We start from the raw sequence: 20016 nt of genomic DNA on the forward strand, positions 1-20016 counted from the left end.
ACCCGGCTACCAAGCGAAATTTCCGCTGGTAGCTGCAGGTAGGTAGCTGCAAACGTGTTTGGGCGCCGTCGAGAAGCGAGGCGCTGGGCCGGCTACACCAGCTGGCGGCGGCCGAACGCGAACACGGCCGCACCCAAAACAGAAGCCAGCAGCAGGGCGATCATGCCCTTGCCAAACGCGTTGGAACCAGTTGCGGCGTTGATGCCGCGGGTCTCGGACTGCGCCTCAACGGTGGTCACGGCCTTGCCCTGAGCCTCTGCCTCGGCGGCGGCGCGTGCCTGGGCTTCAACCTCGCCACGGTTGGAGGACAGCATGTGGGCGGAGGCGTCGATCTCCTGTGTGGTCGGGGTCACGCCGATGCGGCCAAGGTCGGTAACAAAGGTCTTGCCGTCCTGGTTCAGGTACCAAGCCACGCCGCCGATGATCAGCATCGCCGGCAGCACGATGGCGGCGGCGGTGCCCAGGTCGGAAGCGGAGGAACCGCTAGCCGCGAGGCCTGCGCCTGGGGTGGAGGAACCGGCTTCCACGGCGAACTTGCCGCGGAGGTCCTGCGGCAGGGAGCGCTGCAGCTTGTTCGCAAACTCGATGACCGACATCCAGGATGCGTTGCCAGCCTCAAACTCGGCGTTGACCAGTTCGGGGTTGTTCACAACGTACTTGAAGTCCTTGGAGTAGAACCACTTCTGGCCGTCCAGCTCGCCGGCAAGGTTGCCTGCAACCCAAGCCGGCAGGGACTCAAGGGCGAAGTTGAAGGCCGGGGAGGTGGAGCTGCCGGTGGAAGCCTGCGCGGAACCCTCAGCACCCTCGCCAACCTCGGACAGCGTCGTGGTGGTCATGGTCAGGGAGCGCTGCACGAGGTTTTCGGGCAGGCGCTTGCCGGTGTCCTGGGCCAGCGACCAGATGGTGCGGAACTCGCCCTGGGTTGGGGTGTTGACCTGGGTTTCGTCGCTGACAACGTTGAAGCCGTCGGCGGCGTAGAACCACTTCTTGCCGTCGAATTCGGCAGCGAAGGTGCCCGGCGCGAAGTCCGGCAGGGCTTCGGCAGACTCGGCGTCCATGACTACTGCCTGGTGCTTGAGGCGTGCGGCGCCGACCTGGCTTTCCGGTACGGTGCGGCCGGTTGCGGCGGCGAAGTCCAGCAGGGACATCTCTACCTTGGCGTTGCCGGTGGGGTTGCCCTTGGCGGCTTCGGCGTCGGTGGTCACGGTCAGGCCGTCGGCCATGTAGTACCAGGTCTTGCCGCTGAACTGGCCAGCCTCGGCGCCTACGGCCCATGCGGGCAGGGAGGTGTTGGTTTCGGTTGCGGTGGAGGACAGGCCGTTGGCAATCGGGTCGAGCACGGGGCTGGTCAGCGTATCGACGAGCGCGTTAACACTCGATCCCGACACCTCAGCACTAACAGATCCGTTGGCAGATCCGTTGGCAGCCCCATCGGAGGACTGCGCGGATGCGGTCGGGGTGATAGCGATGGCCATTGCGCCTGCAACGGCGAGGGCGGTCAGTGAGGTGGCGTGACGCTGCATGGTGTGCTCCAAAGGGGTTCAGGGAAGGCTGAAGTCTCAAGCGAGACTTGAAGGTTTACACCACTCTAGTCACACACATTCACATTTGTCACACCCAACACGCGAAAAATCTCAACACGCCAAAAACTCACCCCACCACATCCTCCTGCCCCACCACGCCCACGAACTGCCACCCCACCACCGCATTCGACACCGCTTCCTTGAAGGGGTTGGCGGGTTGGATGCAGGTGATGGTGAGCAAGCGCCCCGGCACCGCGGCCTCGCCCCAGATTGCGGCGTCGCCGGCGAGGGCGTCCTTGGAGGGCTCGTGAAGGTCGGTGGCCTGGTACTTCAGCCACCACTTGCCGGATGCTTCGGTGCGCAAATACATGGCGTCCCCCACCGCCACGGTGTGCGCCTCGGCGGATGGGTTGTACAGCTTGTCAAACACGGCCGGCACCCCGGCGGCGGCATGGCCTGCGATCACAACGATGTCGCCCGCGTCGCTGCCAGGCAGTTCGTAGGGCTTGGAAGGATCGGTAAATACGCAGGCTTTGGACAGGCTGGCGGGGTCGACGGTGCCGTCGATAAGCCTGCAAGGCCCCTTCTCAAAGCTGGCATTGAGCCCGACCGAGGGGATGGATAAGGCGGTGGGGTCGGACCCCGCGACGTGCGCGGGCGGCAGCTCCGGAGCTACCACCTCGGGCTCCTCCTTAGGCCCGCCGCACGCGCGCACGGGCAGAATCACGATGAGCAGGAGAATCGCCAGCGCCACCGCGCGCCGCACATGAAACACCCACTGCGGCGGACGCGCCTTCCGGTTAGCCATAGAAACACTATAGGGTTGTGGCTTATGAAAACTGTGCAGGTTACTGAGGTTCCGCAGGGCATTCAGCTTATCGACGTCCGCGAGCCCGAAGAATACGCCACCGTCCACGCCTCCGGCGCCGTAAACATCCCGCTCAGCGAGCTTGTCGCACGCACCGAGGAGATCGACCCGGACCGTGACATTTACGTCATCTGCCACGCCGGTGGCCGCTCCCTGCAGGCCGCCGAGTATTTGGAGAACGCACTCGGGTGGGACAACGTGATCAACGTGGCTGGCGGCACTAGCGCTTGGGTCGAAGCGGGACTGCCAACGGTTTAGACTTGCAATTATGGCCCAGTCCCCAGAATTGCCCAGCACGCTGACCAAGTCGCCGTCGTTTCAAATCGAGCGGGTGCGCCGCCACACCAAGGACCTGGTGGAGAAGGCGCTCAACGGGCACGGCACCAGCATGCGCGAATACTGGGTACTTAGCTGCGTGCTGGAGAGGCCGCTTTCGCAGCGCGAGCTGTCCGAGCTGCTGGTCATTGACGCTTCCGACATGGTGCGTCTTATCGACTGCCTGGAGAAACAAGAGTGGGTCAAACGCGACCGGGACCCGAAAGACCGGCGCCGCCAGATTGTCACCGCCACCAAAAAGGGCACGAAGATGCACCACACCTTGGCCAAGGATGTGGCGGCGGCGGAAGATCAGGCGCTTGAGGTGTCCTCCACCAAGCAGCTGAAGAGCATTAAGAAGCTATCGCGCGCGATTTTGGACGAAGAAAGTTAGGGTGTACTTCCGTACTCCCCCACTTTTCTGACCCTGCTTTTGTAAGTAACCCGAGATGTCCTCTGAGCATTTGCTGCGCGCCCACTTGGCGCCCGAACCCCGCACCCTTGTAGATATCGTCCGCGCCACCGCTGCCGCCTACCCGGAGGCCGCCGCGATTGATGACGGCGAGGTGCTCACCTACTCCGAACTCCTCGAAGAAGTAGAGGCCAAGGCTGCAGAGCTGCACGCTTTGGGTATCGGCCGCGGCAGCCGCGTCGGCATCCGCATGACCTCCGGGTCCAAGGACCTCTACGTTGCCATCCTGGCCACCCTCTTCGCCGGTGCGGCGTACGTGCCGGTGGATGCGGACGACCCCGAGGAGCGCGCCGCACTCGTCTTCGGCGAGGCCAAAGTGGACGCGGTGCTTGGGGACGCAGTGTTTGGGGACGCGGGGATCACTGGGGGCGTTGGGGGTGGGGGCGTTGGGGAAAGCGTCGATAAGCAAGAGCCCCTGTTGGACAGTGATGCCTGGATCATTTTCACCTCCGGGTCCACCGGGACTCCGAAGGGTGTGGCAGTGACGCACCGGTCGGCGGCGGCGTTTGTGGACGCGGAGGCGCGGCTGTTTTGCCAGGACGAGCCGCTGGGGCCCGAGGACCGGGTGCTGGCCGGGCTGTCGGTGGCGTTCGACGCCTCGTGCGAGGAAATGTGGCTGGCCTGGCGAAATGGTGCGTGTTTGGTGCCGGCGCCGCGCTCGCTGGTGCGCTCGGGGCAAGACTTGGGGCCGTGGCTGATCCGCCGCGACATCACGGTCGTTTCCACCGTGCCCACCCTGGCCGGGCTGTGGCCCGCGGAGGCGCTGGACCACGTGCGGCTTCTCATTGTGGGCGGTGAGGCGTGCTCCCAGGAGCTGGCCGATCGCCTTTCGAACGGCCGCGAGATGTGGAATACCTACGGCCCGACCGAGGCGACCGTGGTTGCCTCCGCCGCGCGCCTGGAGCCGGGCAAGCCGGTGACCATCGGTTGGGCGCTGGATGGGTGGGACTTGGCCATCTCAAGCGATGGCCAAGGAGACCAAGGGGAGCTGATCATCGGTGGCGTGGGGCTCGCGCGCTACCTGGACCCGGCGAAGGACGCGGAGAAGTACGCTTCGTGGGACTCCGGGGATGTGCATTGGCCTCGGGCGTATCGGACCGGCGACCACGTGCGGGTGACCGACGAGGGCCTGGCGTTCATCGGGCGCGCCGACGACCAGGTCAAGATCGGCGGGCGCCGCATCGAGTTGGGCGAGGTCGAGGCAAACGTTGCGGCCTTGGAGGGCGTGTACAACTCCGCGGTGGCGGTGCAGACGCTCGGCTCCGGCGACAAGGTGCTGGTGGGCTACGTCTCCCCTGAAGATGGGGTCTCGCTGGACGTGGCGTCGATGCGCGCCGCGCTTGCCGAGGTGATGCCGGCGGCGCTCGTGCCGCGGATGCATGTGATGGATGAGCTGCCGATTCGCACCTCCGGCAAGGTGGACAAAAACGCGCTGCCGTGGCCGCTGCCCGCCACTGTGGCTGTTGAAGGGTTGAGCCCGACGGAGCAGTGGATCGCCGGCCTGTGGGTTGAGGTCCTTGGGGTGGACGTGCCCGGCGCGGATGCGGATTTCTTCGCGCTCGGCGGCACCTCGCTGGCGGCCGCGGCGCTGGTCACCAGGCTGCGGGAGCGGGTGCCCACGTTCGCGGTGCGTGACCTGTATGACCACCCGAGGCTAGGCGCCCTTGCTCTGCTTATCGACGACCACGCTCCCCTCACCCACGCCACCCGCGAACGCACCGTGCCCCCGGTTGGTGCTGGGGTGCGTCTGCGGCAGGCGGCGCTGCTCTTGCCGGTGGTAACGCTTCGGGCGGCAACGCCCTTGGTGTGGTTCCTGTTGGCGTTTAGTCTGCTCTCCCCTGTTGCTGCCTTCCCGGTGATGCTGGTGGCGTGGCTGCTGTTTTGCACCCCGGTGGGGCGCGTTCCCTTGGGCGCGTGGGGCGCGCGCCTGATCCGGGGGCGGGTTGCGCCGGGCGTGTACCCGCGCGGCGGCTCGGTGCATTTGCGGATGTGGGCTGCGGAGAAGTGGCTGGCCGCCTCGGGCGCTTTGAACATTTCGGGCACCCCGTTTGTGAAGCTGATGGCGCGGATGATGGGCAACAAGATTGGCCGCGATGTGGACTTCCAGACCATCCCGCCGGTATCTGGCCTTTTGACTGTGGAGTCGGGTGCTTCGGTGGAGCCGGGCGTTGATCTGTCCGGCGCGTGGCTGGACGGGGCGTCGTTTAATGTTGGTTCGGTGTTTGTGGGTTCGGATGCCCGCATCGGGGCCCGCTCCACCCTCATGGGCGGCACCGAGGTCCGCGCAGGCGCCCATGTGGAGGCGGGTTCCACCGTCACGGGTGTGAAACCGGTGAAGAAGGGCGCGCGCTGGGCGGGCTCGCCGGCCCGCAAGGTGGGCAAGTCCGGCAAGACGGCGGCGGTGTTCCCAGATACGCGCCCGCCGCGGCGCCGGCACTGGGTTGTGCTCTACGCGCTGACGGCAATGATGATGGCAGGCCTGCCGTTTGTGGCGGCCGCGGCCGGCGTCTGGGTTGGTGTGTTCCTGTTGTTCGCGGGTGTGAATTTCCCGCTTCCGCCGCTGGTCGGCGGTCTGGTGTACTTCTTCGTCGGGTTGGCGTTGACCTGGCTGTCCGTGCGGTTGGCGCAGCTCGCGGTCCGGCCCGGTACCCACCCGGTGCGCTCCGTCTCGGGCTGGGGCCTGTGGACCGTGGTCCGCCTGCTTGACGACGCCCGCTACCGCTACTTCCCCCTCTACGCCAGCCTCCTCACACCCGTGTGGTTCCGCTCCCTGGGCGCGCGAGTGGGGAAGGGAGCCGAAATCTCCACTGCGGTGATGGTGCCCAAGCTTAGCGACGTCCGCGATTCCTCCTTCCTCGCCGACGACACCCTGCTCGGCGCCTACGAACTTTCCGGCGGCTGGGTCCACTGCGCCCCGGCATCCGTGGGCCGGCGCTCCTTCTTGGGCAACTCGGGCATCGTCGCGCCGGGCAGGAAGCTGGCGAAGAAGTCGCTGGTGGCGGTGTTGTCCTCGGCGCCGAGGAAGTCGAAGGCGGAGTCTAACTGGTGGGGGTCGCCGCCGGAGAGGATGCGTCGAGTAGCAGTGGCTGCCGAGGGCGGCGATGCCGCAACCTTCGAGCCCACCTTCGGTATGAAGGCGCGCCGCGGGTTCGTGGAAACCCTGCGGCTTCTGGCGCCGGCGGTGCACGGCATGCTGTACGCCCTGTTCGCGCTGGGGGTGGCGAGCATGTTGGACCTGCTTGGGTCGTGGGGCCTCGGCGGTGGTGGGTCGCTGGGCGGTAGTGGGGTGCTGGGCGGTGCCGTGCTGGTAGTGGTGGCCCTGCTGCTCGGCGGCGTGTTGTGGATGGCGGTCGGCGCGGTGGCGCTACTGGTCACGGTCCTGTTCAAGTGGATACTGGTGCGGCGCCATAAGGCGGGCGAGCACCCCCTGTACTCCTGGTTCGTCTGGCTCAATGAGCTGCAGGACCAGTTCGTGGAGATGATCGCCGCGCCGTGGTTCTTCAACTGGGCCGGCGGCTCGGGTGCCATGAACGTTGCTTTGCGACTGCTCGGGGTGAACGTGGGCCGCGGCGCCTGGATCGAGTCCTACTGGTTCCCCGAAACCGACCTGTGCACGGTTGGTTCCGGCGCGACCGTGGGGCCCGGCACCGTGGTGCAAACCCACCTGTTCCAGGACCGCGTCATGTCGCTGGATGCCGTCACGATTGGCAGCGGCGCCACGTTGGGGTTGAACTCCGTCATCCTGCCGGGCGCCACCATTGAGGCGGGCGCCACCATCGGGCCGGGTTCTTTGGTGATGCGTGGCGACACCATCCCCACCAACACCCAATGGCAAGGCAACCCAGTGGAACCCGTGCGCTAGCTTTTTGGCCAGGCTTGATTTGCTTGAGCATGGCGAGCCAGGCTGGGTTGCTGGGTTACTGGGTTGCTAGGTTGCTTGAGCTGCCCGCGGTATTAGAACGGCGGGCCGTCCTGGCCTAAGTCTGGGCTTAAGTCCGGGCCCAGGTCCGAGACCAAATCCGGGCCCAGGTCCGGGAACAATACCGGGTCGGGCGGCACCCCAACTGGAGGTCCTCCTGCTGGCACCCTTGGTTTTCGGTGCCGCAGCTTGTACCCCGCCGATTCGGTGTGGCCTGTGGTTTGGTTGACCCGCAGGGGTGATCCGTCGCAGTATTGCACCCCGACGTCCCCGGTTTCGGGGCATCGTTCCACGTGACGACGGCCGTCTCTGCCGTCTCTATGATCATTATTTTGCCGGTGGTGGGTGCGGCACAGGCCGATGAGGTTGCTTAAGTCAGTGTCACCACCCTGGCAGTGCGCCACAATGTGGTGGATTTCAAGCTCACCGACGGGGCGGGTGCAGCCTTCCCAGGCGCACACCCCTTGGATGGCGAGCATGGCGATGCGCTGGTGGACGTCGGCAAGCCGGGTCCTTCCTAACGACACCGGCACGCCCGTCACCCTGTCCAACTGCAGGATGAAGTCATCCGCGCCGCCCACGCCGAGACGCACCAGCTCAAGGCAGTTCAGGTCGATGCCAGAGTTGGTTTGGAACGTGGTGGTGTGGTCAGCGTCCGCGAGGTCATCCATGGTCATGGACAGGATCAACGACGCCGCGCCCTTGCGGTCCTTGTTCTTGAACTTTTCCCAGTTCTGAAGGATGTTCACAAACTCGTCGTGCAGCCGGTGCCACGGCATCCGCGGGTCAGTTACACCTGCGGCGTTGAGCTCCTTCTCATTGGGAAGGTTCCTGTTCGTCGGCAACCCTGCCTGCAGCTGTGCTTTGAATAGTGCGGCGAAGGCGGCCGTGGTGTCGATGGCAATCGTGTGGACTCCGGTCGAACGGTTCTCACTGAACCGCACACCGCGCTGGTCCCACGCCGCGTTCGGATCGGACGTCTTGTGCTTCCGGTTAGCCCGGCTCACCAAATTGTCCACGTACTTGCGCAGGTCCTCCGGCGGGCGGATCGCCGCCTCAGCCATGGCCTTCTCCAGGATGCCGGCACGTTCACATTGGGCGGCCTCGATGAGGTTTTTCAGCGAGCGGTCAATGATCTTCGCCTTCTCATCGCTGACCTGGCGGGCACTGGAGCGCGCCCGGGCTTTCTTGCCAGCATCCCCCTCGGAAGCACCCTCCGAATCGTCATCCCCTGTGCCTGCCGAGAAGTCGAAGCCCTCGGGCTCCTCCCCATCATCATCATCCCCCGGCGGGGGCTCCGGCGGCGCAAACAAATCTTTGCCGCGGCGCAAGCGCGAGAACGCCTCCGCGCCCGACAGCCCCAACACCTGCTTCAGGTACTCCGAGGCATACGGGGAACCAACCATGCGGCCAGCTCCATCACGCTCGCATATATAGGCGAAAAGGGCGTCCAAGAACGCCTTGCCTTCAAACGCTTTCTCAACGCGCTCCAGGGCCGCGTGAACCTCATCAAAGTGGACAAGGTCAGGGTCCTCAAGATACGCCACAAGACCATGTAGACCAGCTTCAATTGAATCAGCATAAGTCTGCAGTAGGTGCGTCATGAGAACCCCCTTTCATCTTCATCAGAATACTACCAATCATAAACCACACCCACCCTCCGGTCAAGCCTTTTCCAAAACTTTTTGCTACCAAAAATAACCCCAAAACAGCCCCAAAAACAACGGCAAAACAACCCCAAACACACCCCCCAAAAACCCCCAAAAACAACCCCCAAAACAGCAAAACAAAACCGCCCTCCCCCAGCACAGAGGCTGGAGGGGAGGGCGGTTGGGGCTACACGTGGACGTCGTGAAGCAAAAGGCCCCTAGTCACCAATCTGGTCGCGGCCGCGCTTCACAATCAGCGGGTCCGGCTGGCCAACGAGCTCATGGTCCTTGTTGGTGTATTCAAACTTGGACAGGATGTAGCGCATCGCGTTGATGCGGGCGCGCTTCTTGTCGTTGGACTTGATGGTGATCCACGGCGACTCATCCGTATCCGTGTAGCGGAAGGTCTCCTCCTTGGCGCGCGTGTAATCGTCCCAACGATCCAGCGACGCCAAATCCATCGGCGACAGCTTCCACTGACGCACCGGGTCCACCTGGCGGATAGCAAAGCGGGTGCGCTGCTCACGCTGCGTCACGGAGAACCAGAACTTGGTCAGGGAAATGCCGGAACCGAGGATCATATTCTCCAGCATCGGCACCTCACGCAGGAACTCCGCGTGCTGCGACTCAGTACAGAAGCCCATGACGCGCTCCACGCCGGAACGGTTGTACCAAGAACGGTCAAAGAACACGATCTCACCTGCCGCAGGGAAGTGCTCAATGTAGCGCTGGAAGTACCAGGAGGTGCTTTCGCGTGGCGACGGCTTCTCCAACGCCACCGTCCTCGCCCCACGCGGATTCAGGTGCTCGTTAAAACGCTTGATCGTGCCACCCTTACCGGCGGCGTCACGGCCCTCGAAAATGATGATGTGGCGCTGACCCGTGTCCTTGGTCCAGTTCTGCCACTTCAGCAGCTCAATCTGGAGGGCACGCTTCAGGTCCTCGTACTCATCGCGGCTCATACGCTCGTCATACGGGTACTGTTCACGCCACGTATCAATCGGGGTTCCGTCCGGTTTCAGCAGCACCGGATCATCTTCATCCGAGTCGTCTACGACCCATCCTTCGGTCGCAGCAAGGTCGATCATCGGCAGTTCGTCGTCTTTATGGTCAGCCATACCTACCATTCTATTCCCCTTTGACACATACCGCTTGAACACGAAAAACGGGCCTCACCGCGAGTGCGGTAAAGCCCGTTAAAGCTTGGCTAGGTCTTAAGCGACCAGACCGATCAGGTTAGCAGCGTCGCCAGCCAGGTTGCCGAGGGACTTCAGCATGTTAACCAGAGCGCCGGTGATGGTAGCGCCGCCGGAGAGTGCAGTCCAGTTAGAGATTGCAAGTGCAAAGTTTTCCATGATATTCGCCTTTTCTATTGAAGGATCGGGGGTTTCTTACTTGGACTTCTTCGGCAGCTGGAACGCGTTCTTGGTGTTCTCAGCACCCTGCTTGCTGAAAGCGCCGAAGTAGCCGAAGAACTTCGGCAGCTCCTGGAAGATGCCAGCGGTGCTCTTGCCGAAGGTAGCGAAATCCTTCAGGGCCTTCTGCAGAGACTTAAGATCGAAAGGCATGGTATTCCCCTTTTCGAGTAGGTAGGTGCCAGTGTTTGTCTGGCAAATCTTGACATGTACTGACACCCAGTGGGCGTCACACGAAGTATCTTGCCACAAGGTTCGCGACCGTCAAGAGGTTTCGTTGAAAAAATCTGAACGGCATACAGCTCACTGCCAGACAGGCCAGTTTTACCCTCTATTAACCGCACCGAAAAAATGTCGCCTGCCTGCACAAACAGGGGCCTTTAAGTGAACTCTAACTTAAGAATTTTAGTAAGCGCGTAACTATTTTCAGATGTCTATCGATGTATAGAAACCCGAATAATTTTCAGCACCTGAATGGTTTACACCAATTAGGGGGTAGTCGCGCGACCGCTGCATCGCCGTTACGCGACCGTTACGTGACCGTTACGTGACTGCGAAGCGCTCGCATCGCCCACCCCGGGCGCACACAAAGGGCACGCCGATCTTCCCCCTCCACAGAGTTTGCAGCTACCCACTTGTAGCTAGTAACCGCTTTTTCGCTTGGTAGCCGGGCCTTACCAGCTGCAAACAGCGCAACAGGCGCGCCACACGCGTGCTGGGCGTGCCGCAGGCGGCCGGCGCCGCGGCGGGCGGTTGGGCCTGTGGAGGGGCGCCGCTGGAGGGGGCGTTGGGGCGTCGGTAAGCAACCGAGCCCCTCGCAAAGCAAAAAGCCCGCACAAGGCGGGCTTCAAGCGTTAAACAGGCGGGCGTTTACATCATGCCCATGGACTCCGGGTCCATGCCTGCACCTGCACCGGCCGGCTCCGGCTTGTCAGCCACAACCGCCTCGGTGGTCAGGAACAGCGCGGCGATGGACGCAGCGTTCTGCAGCGCAGAGCGAGTCACCTTCGCCGGGTCGGCGATGCCGTTGGCGAGCATGTTGACGTACTCGCCAGTCGCAGCGTTCAGGCCTTCGCCTTCCGGCAGGTTTGCAACCTTGTCTGCAACAACGCCCGGCTCCAGACCAGCGTTGAGTGCGATCTGCTTCAGCGGAGCGGACAGCGCCTCGCGGACGATCTTCACGCCGGTGGCCTCGTCGCCCTCCAGGCCGAGGTCACCCTCAAGCTCCTTGGCTGCCTGCAGCAGGGCCACGCCACCGCCGGCAACAATGCCCTCTTCAACGGCGGCCTTGGCGTTGCGCACAGCGTCCTCAATACGCAGCTTCTGCTCCTTGAGCTCAACCTCAGTAGCAGCGCCAACCTTGATCACCGCAACACCGCCGGCCAGCTTGGCCAGGCGCTCCTGCAGCTTCTCACGGTCGTAATCGGAGTCGGAGTTCTCGATCTCGGCGCGGATCTGCTTCACGCGGCCCTCGATCTGGTCCTGGTCGCCAGCGCCCTGGACGATGGTGGTCTCGTCCTTGGTCACCACAACCTTGCGTGCCTGGCCGAGCAGCTCAATACCAGCGGTCTCCAGGGACAGGCCGACCTCCTCGGAGATGACCTGGCCGCCGGTCAGGATTGCCAGGTCCTGCAGCATTGCCTTACGGCGGTCGCCGAAGCCCGGGGCCTTAACAGCAACAGACTTGAAGGTGCCGCGGATCTTGTTCACAACCAGGGTGGACAGGGCTTCGCCCTCAACGTCCTCAGCAATGATCAGCAGCGGTTTGCCGGACTGCATGACCTGCTCCAGCACCGGCACAAGCTCCTTAACGTTGGAGATCTTGCCGGACACCAGCAGGATGTACGGGTCCTCCAGCACGGCCTCGCCACGCTCCATGTCGGTGGCAAAGTATGCGGAGATGTAGCCCTTATCAAAGCGCATACCCTCAGTAACTTCGAGGTCAACGCCAAACGTGTTGGACTCCTCAACGGTAATGACGGACTCCTTGTTCACGGAGCCGTTGCCAACGGCGTACATTGCCTCGGCAATCTTCTTGCCAATCTCCGGATCAGAAGCAGAAATGCCAGCGGTGGAGGCGATCTCCTCCTGGGTCTCTACTTCCTTTGCGGAAGCGAGCAGGGATGCGCAAACCTTCTCGGACGCAGCCTGGATGCCGCGCTTGATGCCCATCGGGTTGGAGCCAGCAGCAACGTTGCGCAGACCCTCACGCACCAGTGCCTGTGCCAGCACGGTTGCGGTGGTGGTGCCGTCACCAGCCACGTCATCGGTCTTCTTGGCTACTTCCTTGACCAGCTCAGCGCCGATCTTCTCGTACGGATCCTCGAGGTCGATCTCGCGTGCGATGGTCACACCGTCATTAGTAATGGTCGGCGCGCCCCAGGACTTCTCCAGGACAACGTTGCGACCCTTCGGGCCAAGGGTGACCTTGACGGCGTCAGCCAGGGTGTTCAGGCCGTTTTCGAGGCTGCGGCGTGCTTCCTCGTCGAATGCAATCATCTTTGCCATGTGGGTTTGATGCCTCAGTTCATCATTCGTCGTTTCAAGCAGGCGCCCGCGACGGCATGGCTGTCTTTCCAGCCCATCTGCTCAAACTTTTTGTTAGCACTTTGTTAGCACTTGCCATGCGCGAGTGCTAGATCCCATTTTTAGCACTCTGACATAGCGAGTGCAAGGTAGCCGGATCAGGGCGACAACCGCGGATACGGAACGATCTCCCCACTTTTCCTATGCCTATATAAAGCAGTATCGAGGGTCTTATTGCGTCTCGACGTCTCCTTGCGCCCACCTTGCTGCACAAAGACAACGTAACGCCAGTCAAAATCCCCAAACCCAATGTCCTCACCATGGAAAGACTCCGCCAGCCCCGCCAAATAGCTGGTCACAGCCCTTGCCCCCTTGAGCTGCTGGACCACATCCTTATGGATGAATTTTCGCGATTTCAGTTCGACGACGGTGATGCGTCGATAGTAAAAGTCCAGCAGAACGTAGTCGGCGCGAGCCCCATAGCGGACTGCGCCTGAAGCCTCCTGCCTGACAAGGCCCTGGTTATCCAACGCGTCTGCTTTGAAGGCAATAACGCCGCCGGGCACGTTGCCCAGCGTCACCTCATAGCCCTCCTCTTCCAGGGTGAGGTGCCCGTTGGAATCTGGCACAGCCACAATCTTGGGCTCAAGTATCTGAAGCACCAACCCCCCAATTCCCCGCATAACTACTCAGTCCATCCAACCATGTCTACAAGACGATTCTGATCATCAATCACGTCATCAAACGAGGTTGCCTCGATACCCTCATCGCTAACGGGAACATCGTGGACGCCGGTAGCGGAGGTGCTGTACACCTTCACCTTCTGCGGATCCAGCGCCATGGAGCGGGTAATCCCCTGTTCACGCAGGACTTCCTCCACATCTTCCGGCGCCGGCACCGCCACAGAGGACAACGACACAAGCGCGCTAAGTTCCCGGACAATGTAATCCGAATGGGTAGTAATCAACACCTTGACGCCCTGGTTATGCACAAGCGCGAGTAGGCGCGCAAGCTTTCGCTGGTTGGCGGGGTGCAGGTTCAGCTCCGGCTCATCGATGATGAGGAAATCCCCCGGTTTAGCCCGGTACAGAATGTAGAAATTGAGATCCACCAACGACCGGATGGCGCTTGAGCTTGCAATCAACGGCAACGACACCTGGCCGGTATCAAAGGTCAGCTGCTGCCCTGTCGCCTTGTATCTACCGCCTGCCATACCTTCGATCAATGTTTGGATCGCTGGGTTCGCCTTCACAATCGGGCTGGGTTCCCGCCGCATCCCGGCTATCCGACGAATGAAATCAATATTTGCATCGACCGCAACCGGGTGTGCGAAGTCTCGGCTACGAACCATCGCTTCCCGCTCCACTGGGTTCTCAGATTGTACAAAAGCGTCCAGAAGGTTGGCCGCGGTGGAATCCAGCTCCCGCTGGAAGATCACCGCGCCTGTCCGTTCCGCACTGGAAATGAACACGCCCGGAACAGCAGCCCGCAACATCGCCTCGGTAGCGGCGACACGCACCCAAAACTGGACCCGCTCCGGCGCGACGTCAGCGTACCCGTCAAGTGCCTCAAAGATTAAGGACTGCGTATCAGCGTCAAAACGGACATCAAGAAACGCATCAGACCTACCAACTCGAGCGGCGCGCGTATATCCCTGCAGCACGCTGTAGTCCAGATTGAACACCTGAGCGTGAATCTCTGCCTGGGAAAACAGCGCCGAGTCAGCCGCGAAGAGTGAACCAATTCTGCCCGAAACGCCCGTAGAAATACGAGACATCAATTCCTGCAGAGCCGGTTCTAACGGCGCCAGTTCCAGTCGAGCCACACCTTCAGAGTCAAGCTGCTGACTGATCTGCTCAGCGTTTTCAACATCAATGCGATCTTGGCCCGGAAACTGCGCCACACGGCGCCGATGGCACGCCCTGTTTAGAACCCCGAAGATGGAGTGAGCGAGGTAAGTCTTGCCCGTGTTGTTCCCGCCGGTGATGACCGTCATTCCAGCGAGACGAATCTCGGCCGACGACACCGGGCCGATCGATTCGAGGCGAAACAATAGGTCTGCCACTTCAACTCCAAACGCGCGTTACACGCGAACCCCACCGCTCGCGCTCTTGTTTTCCTTAAGCCCCTATTAAACCCGAACCCTTAGAAAAGAGGTCGGAAATGGGGCAAGCGCTGACAAATCGTGCAGCGGGCCCTTAGTGATCTGACCGCGACCTGGGGAAACGTAAACCGCGTCGTCAGATTTGTCAGGATCCACGGTTGCCCTCTGACAAATCGTGCAGCGGCCCCTTGCCGGTTCGGCAAACACCCAGGTGGCCGATTTTGCGTCGTCAACTTTGTCAGGCAGGCGGCCGGGCGGCGGCCGGGCGGCACCCAAACCCCAGCCCAAAACCCCACTACCCAAAACCAGCCCAAAACCGCCACCCCAACCGGCTGACGACAACAATATAAGCAACCGATAGGTAAAACAGATTTCAAACAGGTACTTTCGTAACCATGTCAAAAACGCCTATTCCAGCCCCGAACCGTGAGCGGATTTTCGCCGACCTTTCCGCTTTAGTCTCCTTCAACTCCCCGCACTCCACCCCTGAGCTGGCCGATGAGCATGAGGCCGCCTGCGCTTGGACCGTTCAGGCGCTTGAGCAGCTGGGCCTGGAGGTCACCCGCCATCCGACGGTGGATGACGCGGACACGATCATTGGGTATAAGGCGCCGGTGGGTGACGCCCCGACGGTACTGTTGTACTCCCACTATGACGTGGTTCCGGCCAACAACCCGGAAGCGTGGACCAGCGATCCCTTCACGCTGACTGAGCGCAACGGCCGTTGGTATGGCCGCGGCGCGGCCGATTGCAAGGGCAACCTGGCCATGCACCTTGAGGCGCTGCGCATGCTGGAGGCCGCCGGCGGCACGGACCTCGGCCTCAAGGTTGTCGTCGAGGGCTCGGAGGAGCTCGGCGGCTTGGATGGCCTGGTCAAGTTGATTGAGCAGGAGCCTTCGCTTTTCGACGCTGACGTGATCCTCATCGCCGATTCCGGCAATGTGGCTGTTGGGGTGCCGACGGTGACGACGTCGCTACGCGGCGGCGCCCAGGTGCACGTGAGTGTGGAGACGTTAGGCGGCGCGATCCACTCCGGCTCCTTCGGCGGCGCTGCCCCGGACGCGGCGCACGCGCTGGTGCGCATTGTGGACTCCCTGTTTGATGAGCATGGCCGCACGACTATCGACGGCGTAGAGGCAACCGCCAAGTGGGAGGGCGACGAGTACTCGCGCGAGGACTTCCGCTCGGACGCGGGTGTGCTCGACGGCGTGCAGCTGCTTGGCAGCGCGGAGGACCAGCCGGCGGACATGGTGTGGTCGCGCCCGGCGGTGACCATGATCGGCTTTACCTCTACCCCGGTTGCGGAGGCAGTCAACGCGGTCAACCCGCGCGCGGAAGCGCAGCTGAACCTGCGCGTCCCGGCTGGCATGGACGCGGCTGAGGTGGCAGAGAAGCTCAAGCAGCACATCATCAACCACACCCCGTGGGGTGCAAAGGTTGAGGTGACTGTCTCGGGCGTGAGCAAGCCGTTCTCGGCAGACCCGGAGGGCGAGGCGCTCGCACTGCTCGGCCAGTGTCTGAAGGACGCCTACGGCAGCGAAAACCTCGCCGTTGTTGGTGCTGGTGGCTCGATCCCGCTGACCATCACGCTGCAGGAAACCTTCCCCAACGCCGAGGTCATCGTGTACGGCGTGGAAGAGCCGCTGTGCGGCATCCACGGCGTGGACGAATCCGTAGACCCCACCGAAATTGAACACATTGCCATTGCGGAGGCCACGTTCCTCACCCGTTACGGCCGCCCAGAAAGCAGCCCAGAAAGCAGCCCCGAAGGCAACTAAGAACTAGTAAGTAGGTTTACGCCGCGTGCTCACACTGCTCATCGCCCTCTTCGCCGCCACAGCGGCCGCACCACTTCTGCTGCGGGCGCTGGGCAGGTGGGCATTCGCACTGATCGCACTCGTCCCGGCTGCGGGGTTTGTGTGGATGGTGTCCCTCTTCCACGGTGGCGTGTTCGCCTCCGGCGGAGAAATTGTCGCCAGCTACGAGTGGATGCCTTCCACCCACATGAACCTCGAGTTCAGACTGGACGCCCTCGCGGGGTTGTTCAGCCTGATCATCCTGGGCGTTGGCGCATTAGTGCTGTTTTATTGTTGGGGCTATTTCGACTCCAACCCGATTCGGTTGGCGGCGTTTGCGTCGCAACTGACCATGTTCGCCACCGTCATGTACGGTCTGGTTATCGCGGACAACTTCCTGCTCATGTACGTGTTCTGGGAGTTGACGTCGGTCCTTTCATATTTGTTGGTTTCGTATTATGGCGAGAGGGCGTCGTCACGCAGGGCGGCCCTGCAAGCGCTGATGGTGACCACCTTTGGTGGGCTGGCAATGCTGGTGGGCATCAACCTGCTCGGACACCAGACCGGTATTTGGCAGCTTTCCGGGATTTCGCAGATTGCGGATATTGAAAACACCACCGGCATTTCGGCTGCGATTGTCCTGATCATGCTGGGTGCGCTGACCAAATCCGCCCAGGCGCCGTGGCACTTCTGGCTGCCCGGCGCGATGGCCGCCCCCACCCCGGTGTCTGCCTATCTGCACTCCGCGGCGATGGTGAAAGCCGGCATTTACCTGGTGGCACGGTTGGCACCGGACATGTCGGCGGTGACCACGTGGCACCTTGTGGTGATTACCACCGGCTGCTTCACCATGCTGCTGGGCGGCTGGATGGCGCTGAAACAGCGCGACCTGAAGCTGGTGCTGGCGTACGGCACGGTTTCCCAGCTGGGCTTTATCACCGCGGTCATCGGCATTGGTTCCCGCGAGGCAACCATGGCGGGTCTCGCGCTGACCTTTGCGCATTCCCTGTTTAAGGCGGCGCTGTTTATGGTGGTCGGCGCCATTGATCACGCAACCGGCACGAGGGACCTGAAGAAGCTTTCCGGCCTGGGTCGCAGCCACCCGCTGCTGGCGGCAATCGCTATCGTCTCCGGTGCGTCCATGGCAGGCATTCCGCCACTGTTCGGCTTTGTGGCCAAGGAGGCCGCGCTGGAGACCGTGCTGCATGAGCAGCTGCTGGTTGGCATGCCGGGCAGGATCATGCTGGTGGTGCTGGTGGTTGGCTCGGTGCTGACCATGGCCTACACCCTGTACTTCCTGTGGGGCGCATTTGCCACCAAGCGTGAGCACGACCGCACACCGTCTGAGGCCGTGCTGCAGATGCATTCGATTGGCCCCAACATGTGGCTCTCGCCGCTGGTGTTGACCATGTTCACCATCTTCTTCGGCATGGTGCCGCGCCGTTTGTCCAGCTTGATCAACGAGTACCTGGACGTGCGCTTCCCCGGCGTGGAATCTGAGCAGCTTGCGCTGTGGCACGGCATCAACGTGCCGCTGATCCTGACTGCGGTGATCATCGCGGCGGGTTCCATCATGTTCTGGCAGCGTGACTTGCTGAAGAAGGCACAGTCCGAGCGCCCTGCGCTTGGGGATGCGGACGCACTGTGGGACAACATCCTGGCCACGCTTCGCCGCTGGTCGCTGCGCCTGACGGCGTCCACGCAGCGCGGTTCCTTGACCATCAACCTGGCCGTGATCTTCGCCGTGGTGATGGTTGTGCCGCTGGCCGCGATGATCCTTGGCCCAAGCAACAGCATTCAGATGATTGTGTGGGACAACGTGTGGCAGGCCATCGTGGTGGTGCTCATGGTGGGCGCCGCCGTGTTTGCCACCGTCCAGCGCAACCGCCTGTCCGCCGTGATCATGGTCAGCCTCACCGGCTACTGCCTGGCGCTGATCTTCGCGCTGCACGGCGCGCCGGATCTGGCGCTGACGCAGACGCTGGTGGAAACCATTGTCATGGTGCTGTTCATGCTGGTGCTTCGCAAGATGCCCACGGATGTGGAGCAGCGCCACGACGACAACCGTCTGCGCGCCTGGCTATCCATCGGCACGGGTGTTTCCGTTGTTGTGGTTGCCATGACGGCGATCTCGGCGCGCGTGGCGGAGCCTATCTCCGCACACATGCCGGATCTGGCCTACGAGATCGGGCACGGCCGCAACGTAGTCAACGTGCTGCTGGTGGACCTGCGTGCCGCCGATACCTTCGGCGAAATCATCGTGCTGGTGATCGCCGCAACCGGCATCGCCAGCCTGATCTTTGGCACCGGCAAGTTCGGCCGCCCGTCGCACCGCCCAACGCTGTCCACCACCCGCCCGCGGTGGCTGTCCTCCGGCGTGCCAAGTGAGACTGAGCTCAACCGCCAAATCATGGTGGACGTGGTCACGCGGCTGCTGTTCCCGTCCATGATGCTTTTGTCGCTGTACTTCTTCTTCTCCGGCCACAACGCCCCCGGCGGCGGTTTCGCCGGCGGCCTAGTCGCGGCCCTTGCGTTTACGCTGCGCTACCTCGCCGGCGGCTACAAGGAGATCGAAGATGCTTTGCCTATCGACGCTGCACGCATCCTCGGCACCGGCATCCTCGTCTCTGCAATCGCGTTCGCGGTGCCAATGTTCTTCGGCTACCCGCCGCTGATGAGCTCCTTTGCGGAGATCGAGTTGCCGCTGATCGGCCTGGTCGCCGTGCCGTCGGCGCTGGTGTTCGACGCCGGCGTGTACCTCATCGTGATCGGCCTGATCATGCACGTGCTGCCGTCCATGGGCGCGCACCTTGACCGTGAGGACGAGGCCCGCAAGGACCGCGCCCGCGACCGCGCCCGCGAGCTGCAGGAGAAAAACAAACGGCGTCGCAGAAGGCTGTCAAGACTCACCAGCACCGGAAAGGAGAACAAGTAGATGGAAGCCAACCTGTTCCTACTCATCGGCTCCGGTGTGCTCATCGCCTGCGGCGTGTACATGATGCTGGATCGCGCGTTGACCCGCATGATCCTGGGCGTGCTGCTGCTTGGCAACGGCGCAAACCTGCTCATCCTGCAAGCCGGCGGCGAAGCCGGCTCCCCGCCAATTTTGGGGCGCACCTCTGAAACTGCCGACGGTATGGCGGACCCCCTAGCGCAGGCGATGATCCTGACCGCGATTGTGATCTCCATGGCGCTGGCCGGGTTCATGCTCTCGCTGATGTATCGCCAGTACCGCTACCGCACGGATGACGTGATTGAGCGTGACGAGGAAGACCACGCAATTGCCACCCGCCCAACCACGCCTTCGGCAGCCCCGGACCATGACTTGTCCGAGGACCCGGAGACCGGGCGCTTGTCCGCCAGCGGCGACACCTTTGGGCCACGCAACTTTGAAAGCCCCGTGAAGGAGATGGACGGTGACAGGTAGTT

15 protein-coding genes are annotated in these 20016 nt (G+C 62.5%); 6 read left to right on the plus strand and 9 right to left on the minus strand.

Annotation, left to right across the window (positions count from 1 at the left end; all coding sequences use genetic code 11):
* Positions 1–92: 92 nt before the first annotated feature.
* Both HMPREF3104_RS01195 and HMPREF3104_RS01200 read right to left on the minus strand, forming a co-directional pair.
* Complete coding sequence (locus tag HMPREF3104_RS01195) at positions 93–1523, minus strand: hypothetical protein (protein WP_141738076.1); 1431 nt, start codon at positions 1521–1523, stop codon at positions 93–95.
* A gap of 127 nt (positions 1524–1650) precedes the next feature.
* A complete protein-coding gene (locus tag HMPREF3104_RS01200) occupies positions 1651–2202 on the minus strand; it encodes a sortase family protein (protein WP_246816294.1) in 552 nt (183 codons plus the stop codon).
* 153 nt (positions 2203–2355) lie between these two features.
* Between HMPREF3104_RS01200 and HMPREF3104_RS01205 the strand changes: the two genes are divergently transcribed.
* Genes HMPREF3104_RS01205 through HMPREF3104_RS01215 form a run of 3 tightly spaced genes read left to right on the plus strand, consistent with a single transcriptional unit; the run spans position 2356 to position 7040 of the window.
* Complete coding sequence (locus tag HMPREF3104_RS01205) at positions 2356–2649, plus strand: rhodanese-like domain-containing protein (protein ID WP_070493502.1); 294 nt, start codon at positions 2356–2358, stop codon at positions 2647–2649.
* Positions 2650–2659: 10 nt separating this feature from the next.
* Positions 2660–3100: a MarR family winged helix-turn-helix transcriptional regulator gene (locus tag HMPREF3104_RS01210; protein ID WP_052206100.1), complete on the plus strand. Its 441-nt coding sequence runs from the start codon at positions 2660–2662 to the stop codon at positions 3098–3100.
* A gap of 55 nt (positions 3101–3155) precedes the next feature.
* Positions 3156–7040 carry a Pls/PosA family non-ribosomal peptide synthetase gene (locus tag HMPREF3104_RS01215; protein WP_070493510.1) on the plus strand — a complete coding sequence of 1295 codons (3885 nt, stop codon included), beginning with the start codon at positions 3156–3158 and terminating at the stop codon, positions 7038–7040.
* 92 nt (positions 7041–7132) lie between these two features.
* Here HMPREF3104_RS01215 and HMPREF3104_RS01220 read toward each other — a convergent pair whose 3' ends face one another.
* The 7 genes from HMPREF3104_RS01220 to HMPREF3104_RS01240 all read right to left on the minus strand — a co-directional run bounded on the left by HMPREF3104_RS01220 (position 7133) and on the right by HMPREF3104_RS01240 (position 14752).
* A complete protein-coding gene (locus HMPREF3104_RS01220; protein WP_070493513.1) occupies positions 7133–8701 on the minus strand; it encodes an HNH endonuclease signature motif containing protein in 1569 nt (522 codons plus the stop codon).
* Positions 8702–8964: 263 nt separating this feature from the next.
* A complete protein-coding gene (gene ppk2 / locus HMPREF3104_RS01225) occupies positions 8965–9864 on the minus strand; it encodes a polyphosphate kinase 2 (RefSeq protein WP_052206094.1) in 900 nt (299 codons plus the stop codon).
* 96 nt (positions 9865–9960) lie between these two features.
* Complete coding sequence (locus HMPREF3104_RS12395; RefSeq protein ID WP_168156336.1) at positions 9961–10101, minus strand: hypothetical protein; 141 nt, start codon at positions 10099–10101, stop codon at positions 9961–9963.
* Positions 10102–10137: 36 nt separating this feature from the next.
* A complete protein-coding gene (locus HMPREF3104_RS12400) occupies positions 10138–10314 on the minus strand; it encodes a hypothetical protein (RefSeq protein WP_168156337.1) in 177 nt (58 codons plus the stop codon).
* 717 nt (positions 10315–11031) lie between these two features.
* Positions 11032–12669 (minus strand): chaperonin GroEL, encoded by a 1638-nt coding sequence (gene groL / locus HMPREF3104_RS01230; RefSeq protein WP_070493516.1) that lies wholly within the window; start codon positions 12667–12669, stop codon positions 11032–11034.
* A gap of 176 nt (positions 12670–12845) precedes the next feature.
* Complete coding sequence (locus HMPREF3104_RS01235) at positions 12846–13316, minus strand: hypothetical protein (RefSeq protein ID WP_141738077.1); 471 nt, start codon at positions 13314–13316, stop codon at positions 12846–12848.
* Positions 13317–13372: 56 nt separating this feature from the next.
* Positions 13373–14752 carry an AAA family ATPase gene (locus HMPREF3104_RS01240; RefSeq protein WP_083278842.1) on the minus strand — a complete coding sequence of 460 codons (1380 nt, stop codon included), beginning with the start codon at positions 14750–14752 and terminating at the stop codon, positions 13373–13375.
* Between the two features lie 434 nt (positions 14753–15186).
* On the opposite strand from HMPREF3104_RS01240, the gene HMPREF3104_RS01245 reads away from it, so the two are divergent.
* From HMPREF3104_RS01245 to HMPREF3104_RS01255, 3 genes are read left to right on the plus strand one after another with little or no spacing between them, the layout of a single operon-like run.
* Positions 15187–16569 (plus strand): dipeptidase, encoded by a 1383-nt coding sequence (locus HMPREF3104_RS01245; RefSeq protein ID WP_070493524.1) that lies wholly within the window; start codon positions 15187–15189, stop codon positions 16567–16569.
* A gap of 25 nt (positions 16570–16594) precedes the next feature.
* A complete protein-coding gene (locus HMPREF3104_RS01250; protein WP_070493527.1) occupies positions 16595–19522 on the plus strand; it encodes a Na+/H+ antiporter subunit A in 2928 nt (975 codons plus the stop codon).
* Entirely contained in the window at positions 19523–20014 is a 492-nt protein-coding gene (locus HMPREF3104_RS01255; RefSeq protein ID WP_070493530.1) for a Na(+)/H(+) antiporter subunit C, read from the plus strand. It abuts the gene before it with no gap.
* Positions 20015–20016: the final 2 nt, after the last annotated feature.

Source organism: Corynebacterium sp. HMSC30G07 (genome assembly GCF_001806945.1).
Taxonomy (GTDB): Bacteria; Actinomycetota; Actinomycetes; order Mycobacteriales; family Mycobacteriaceae; genus Corynebacterium; species Corynebacterium riegelii.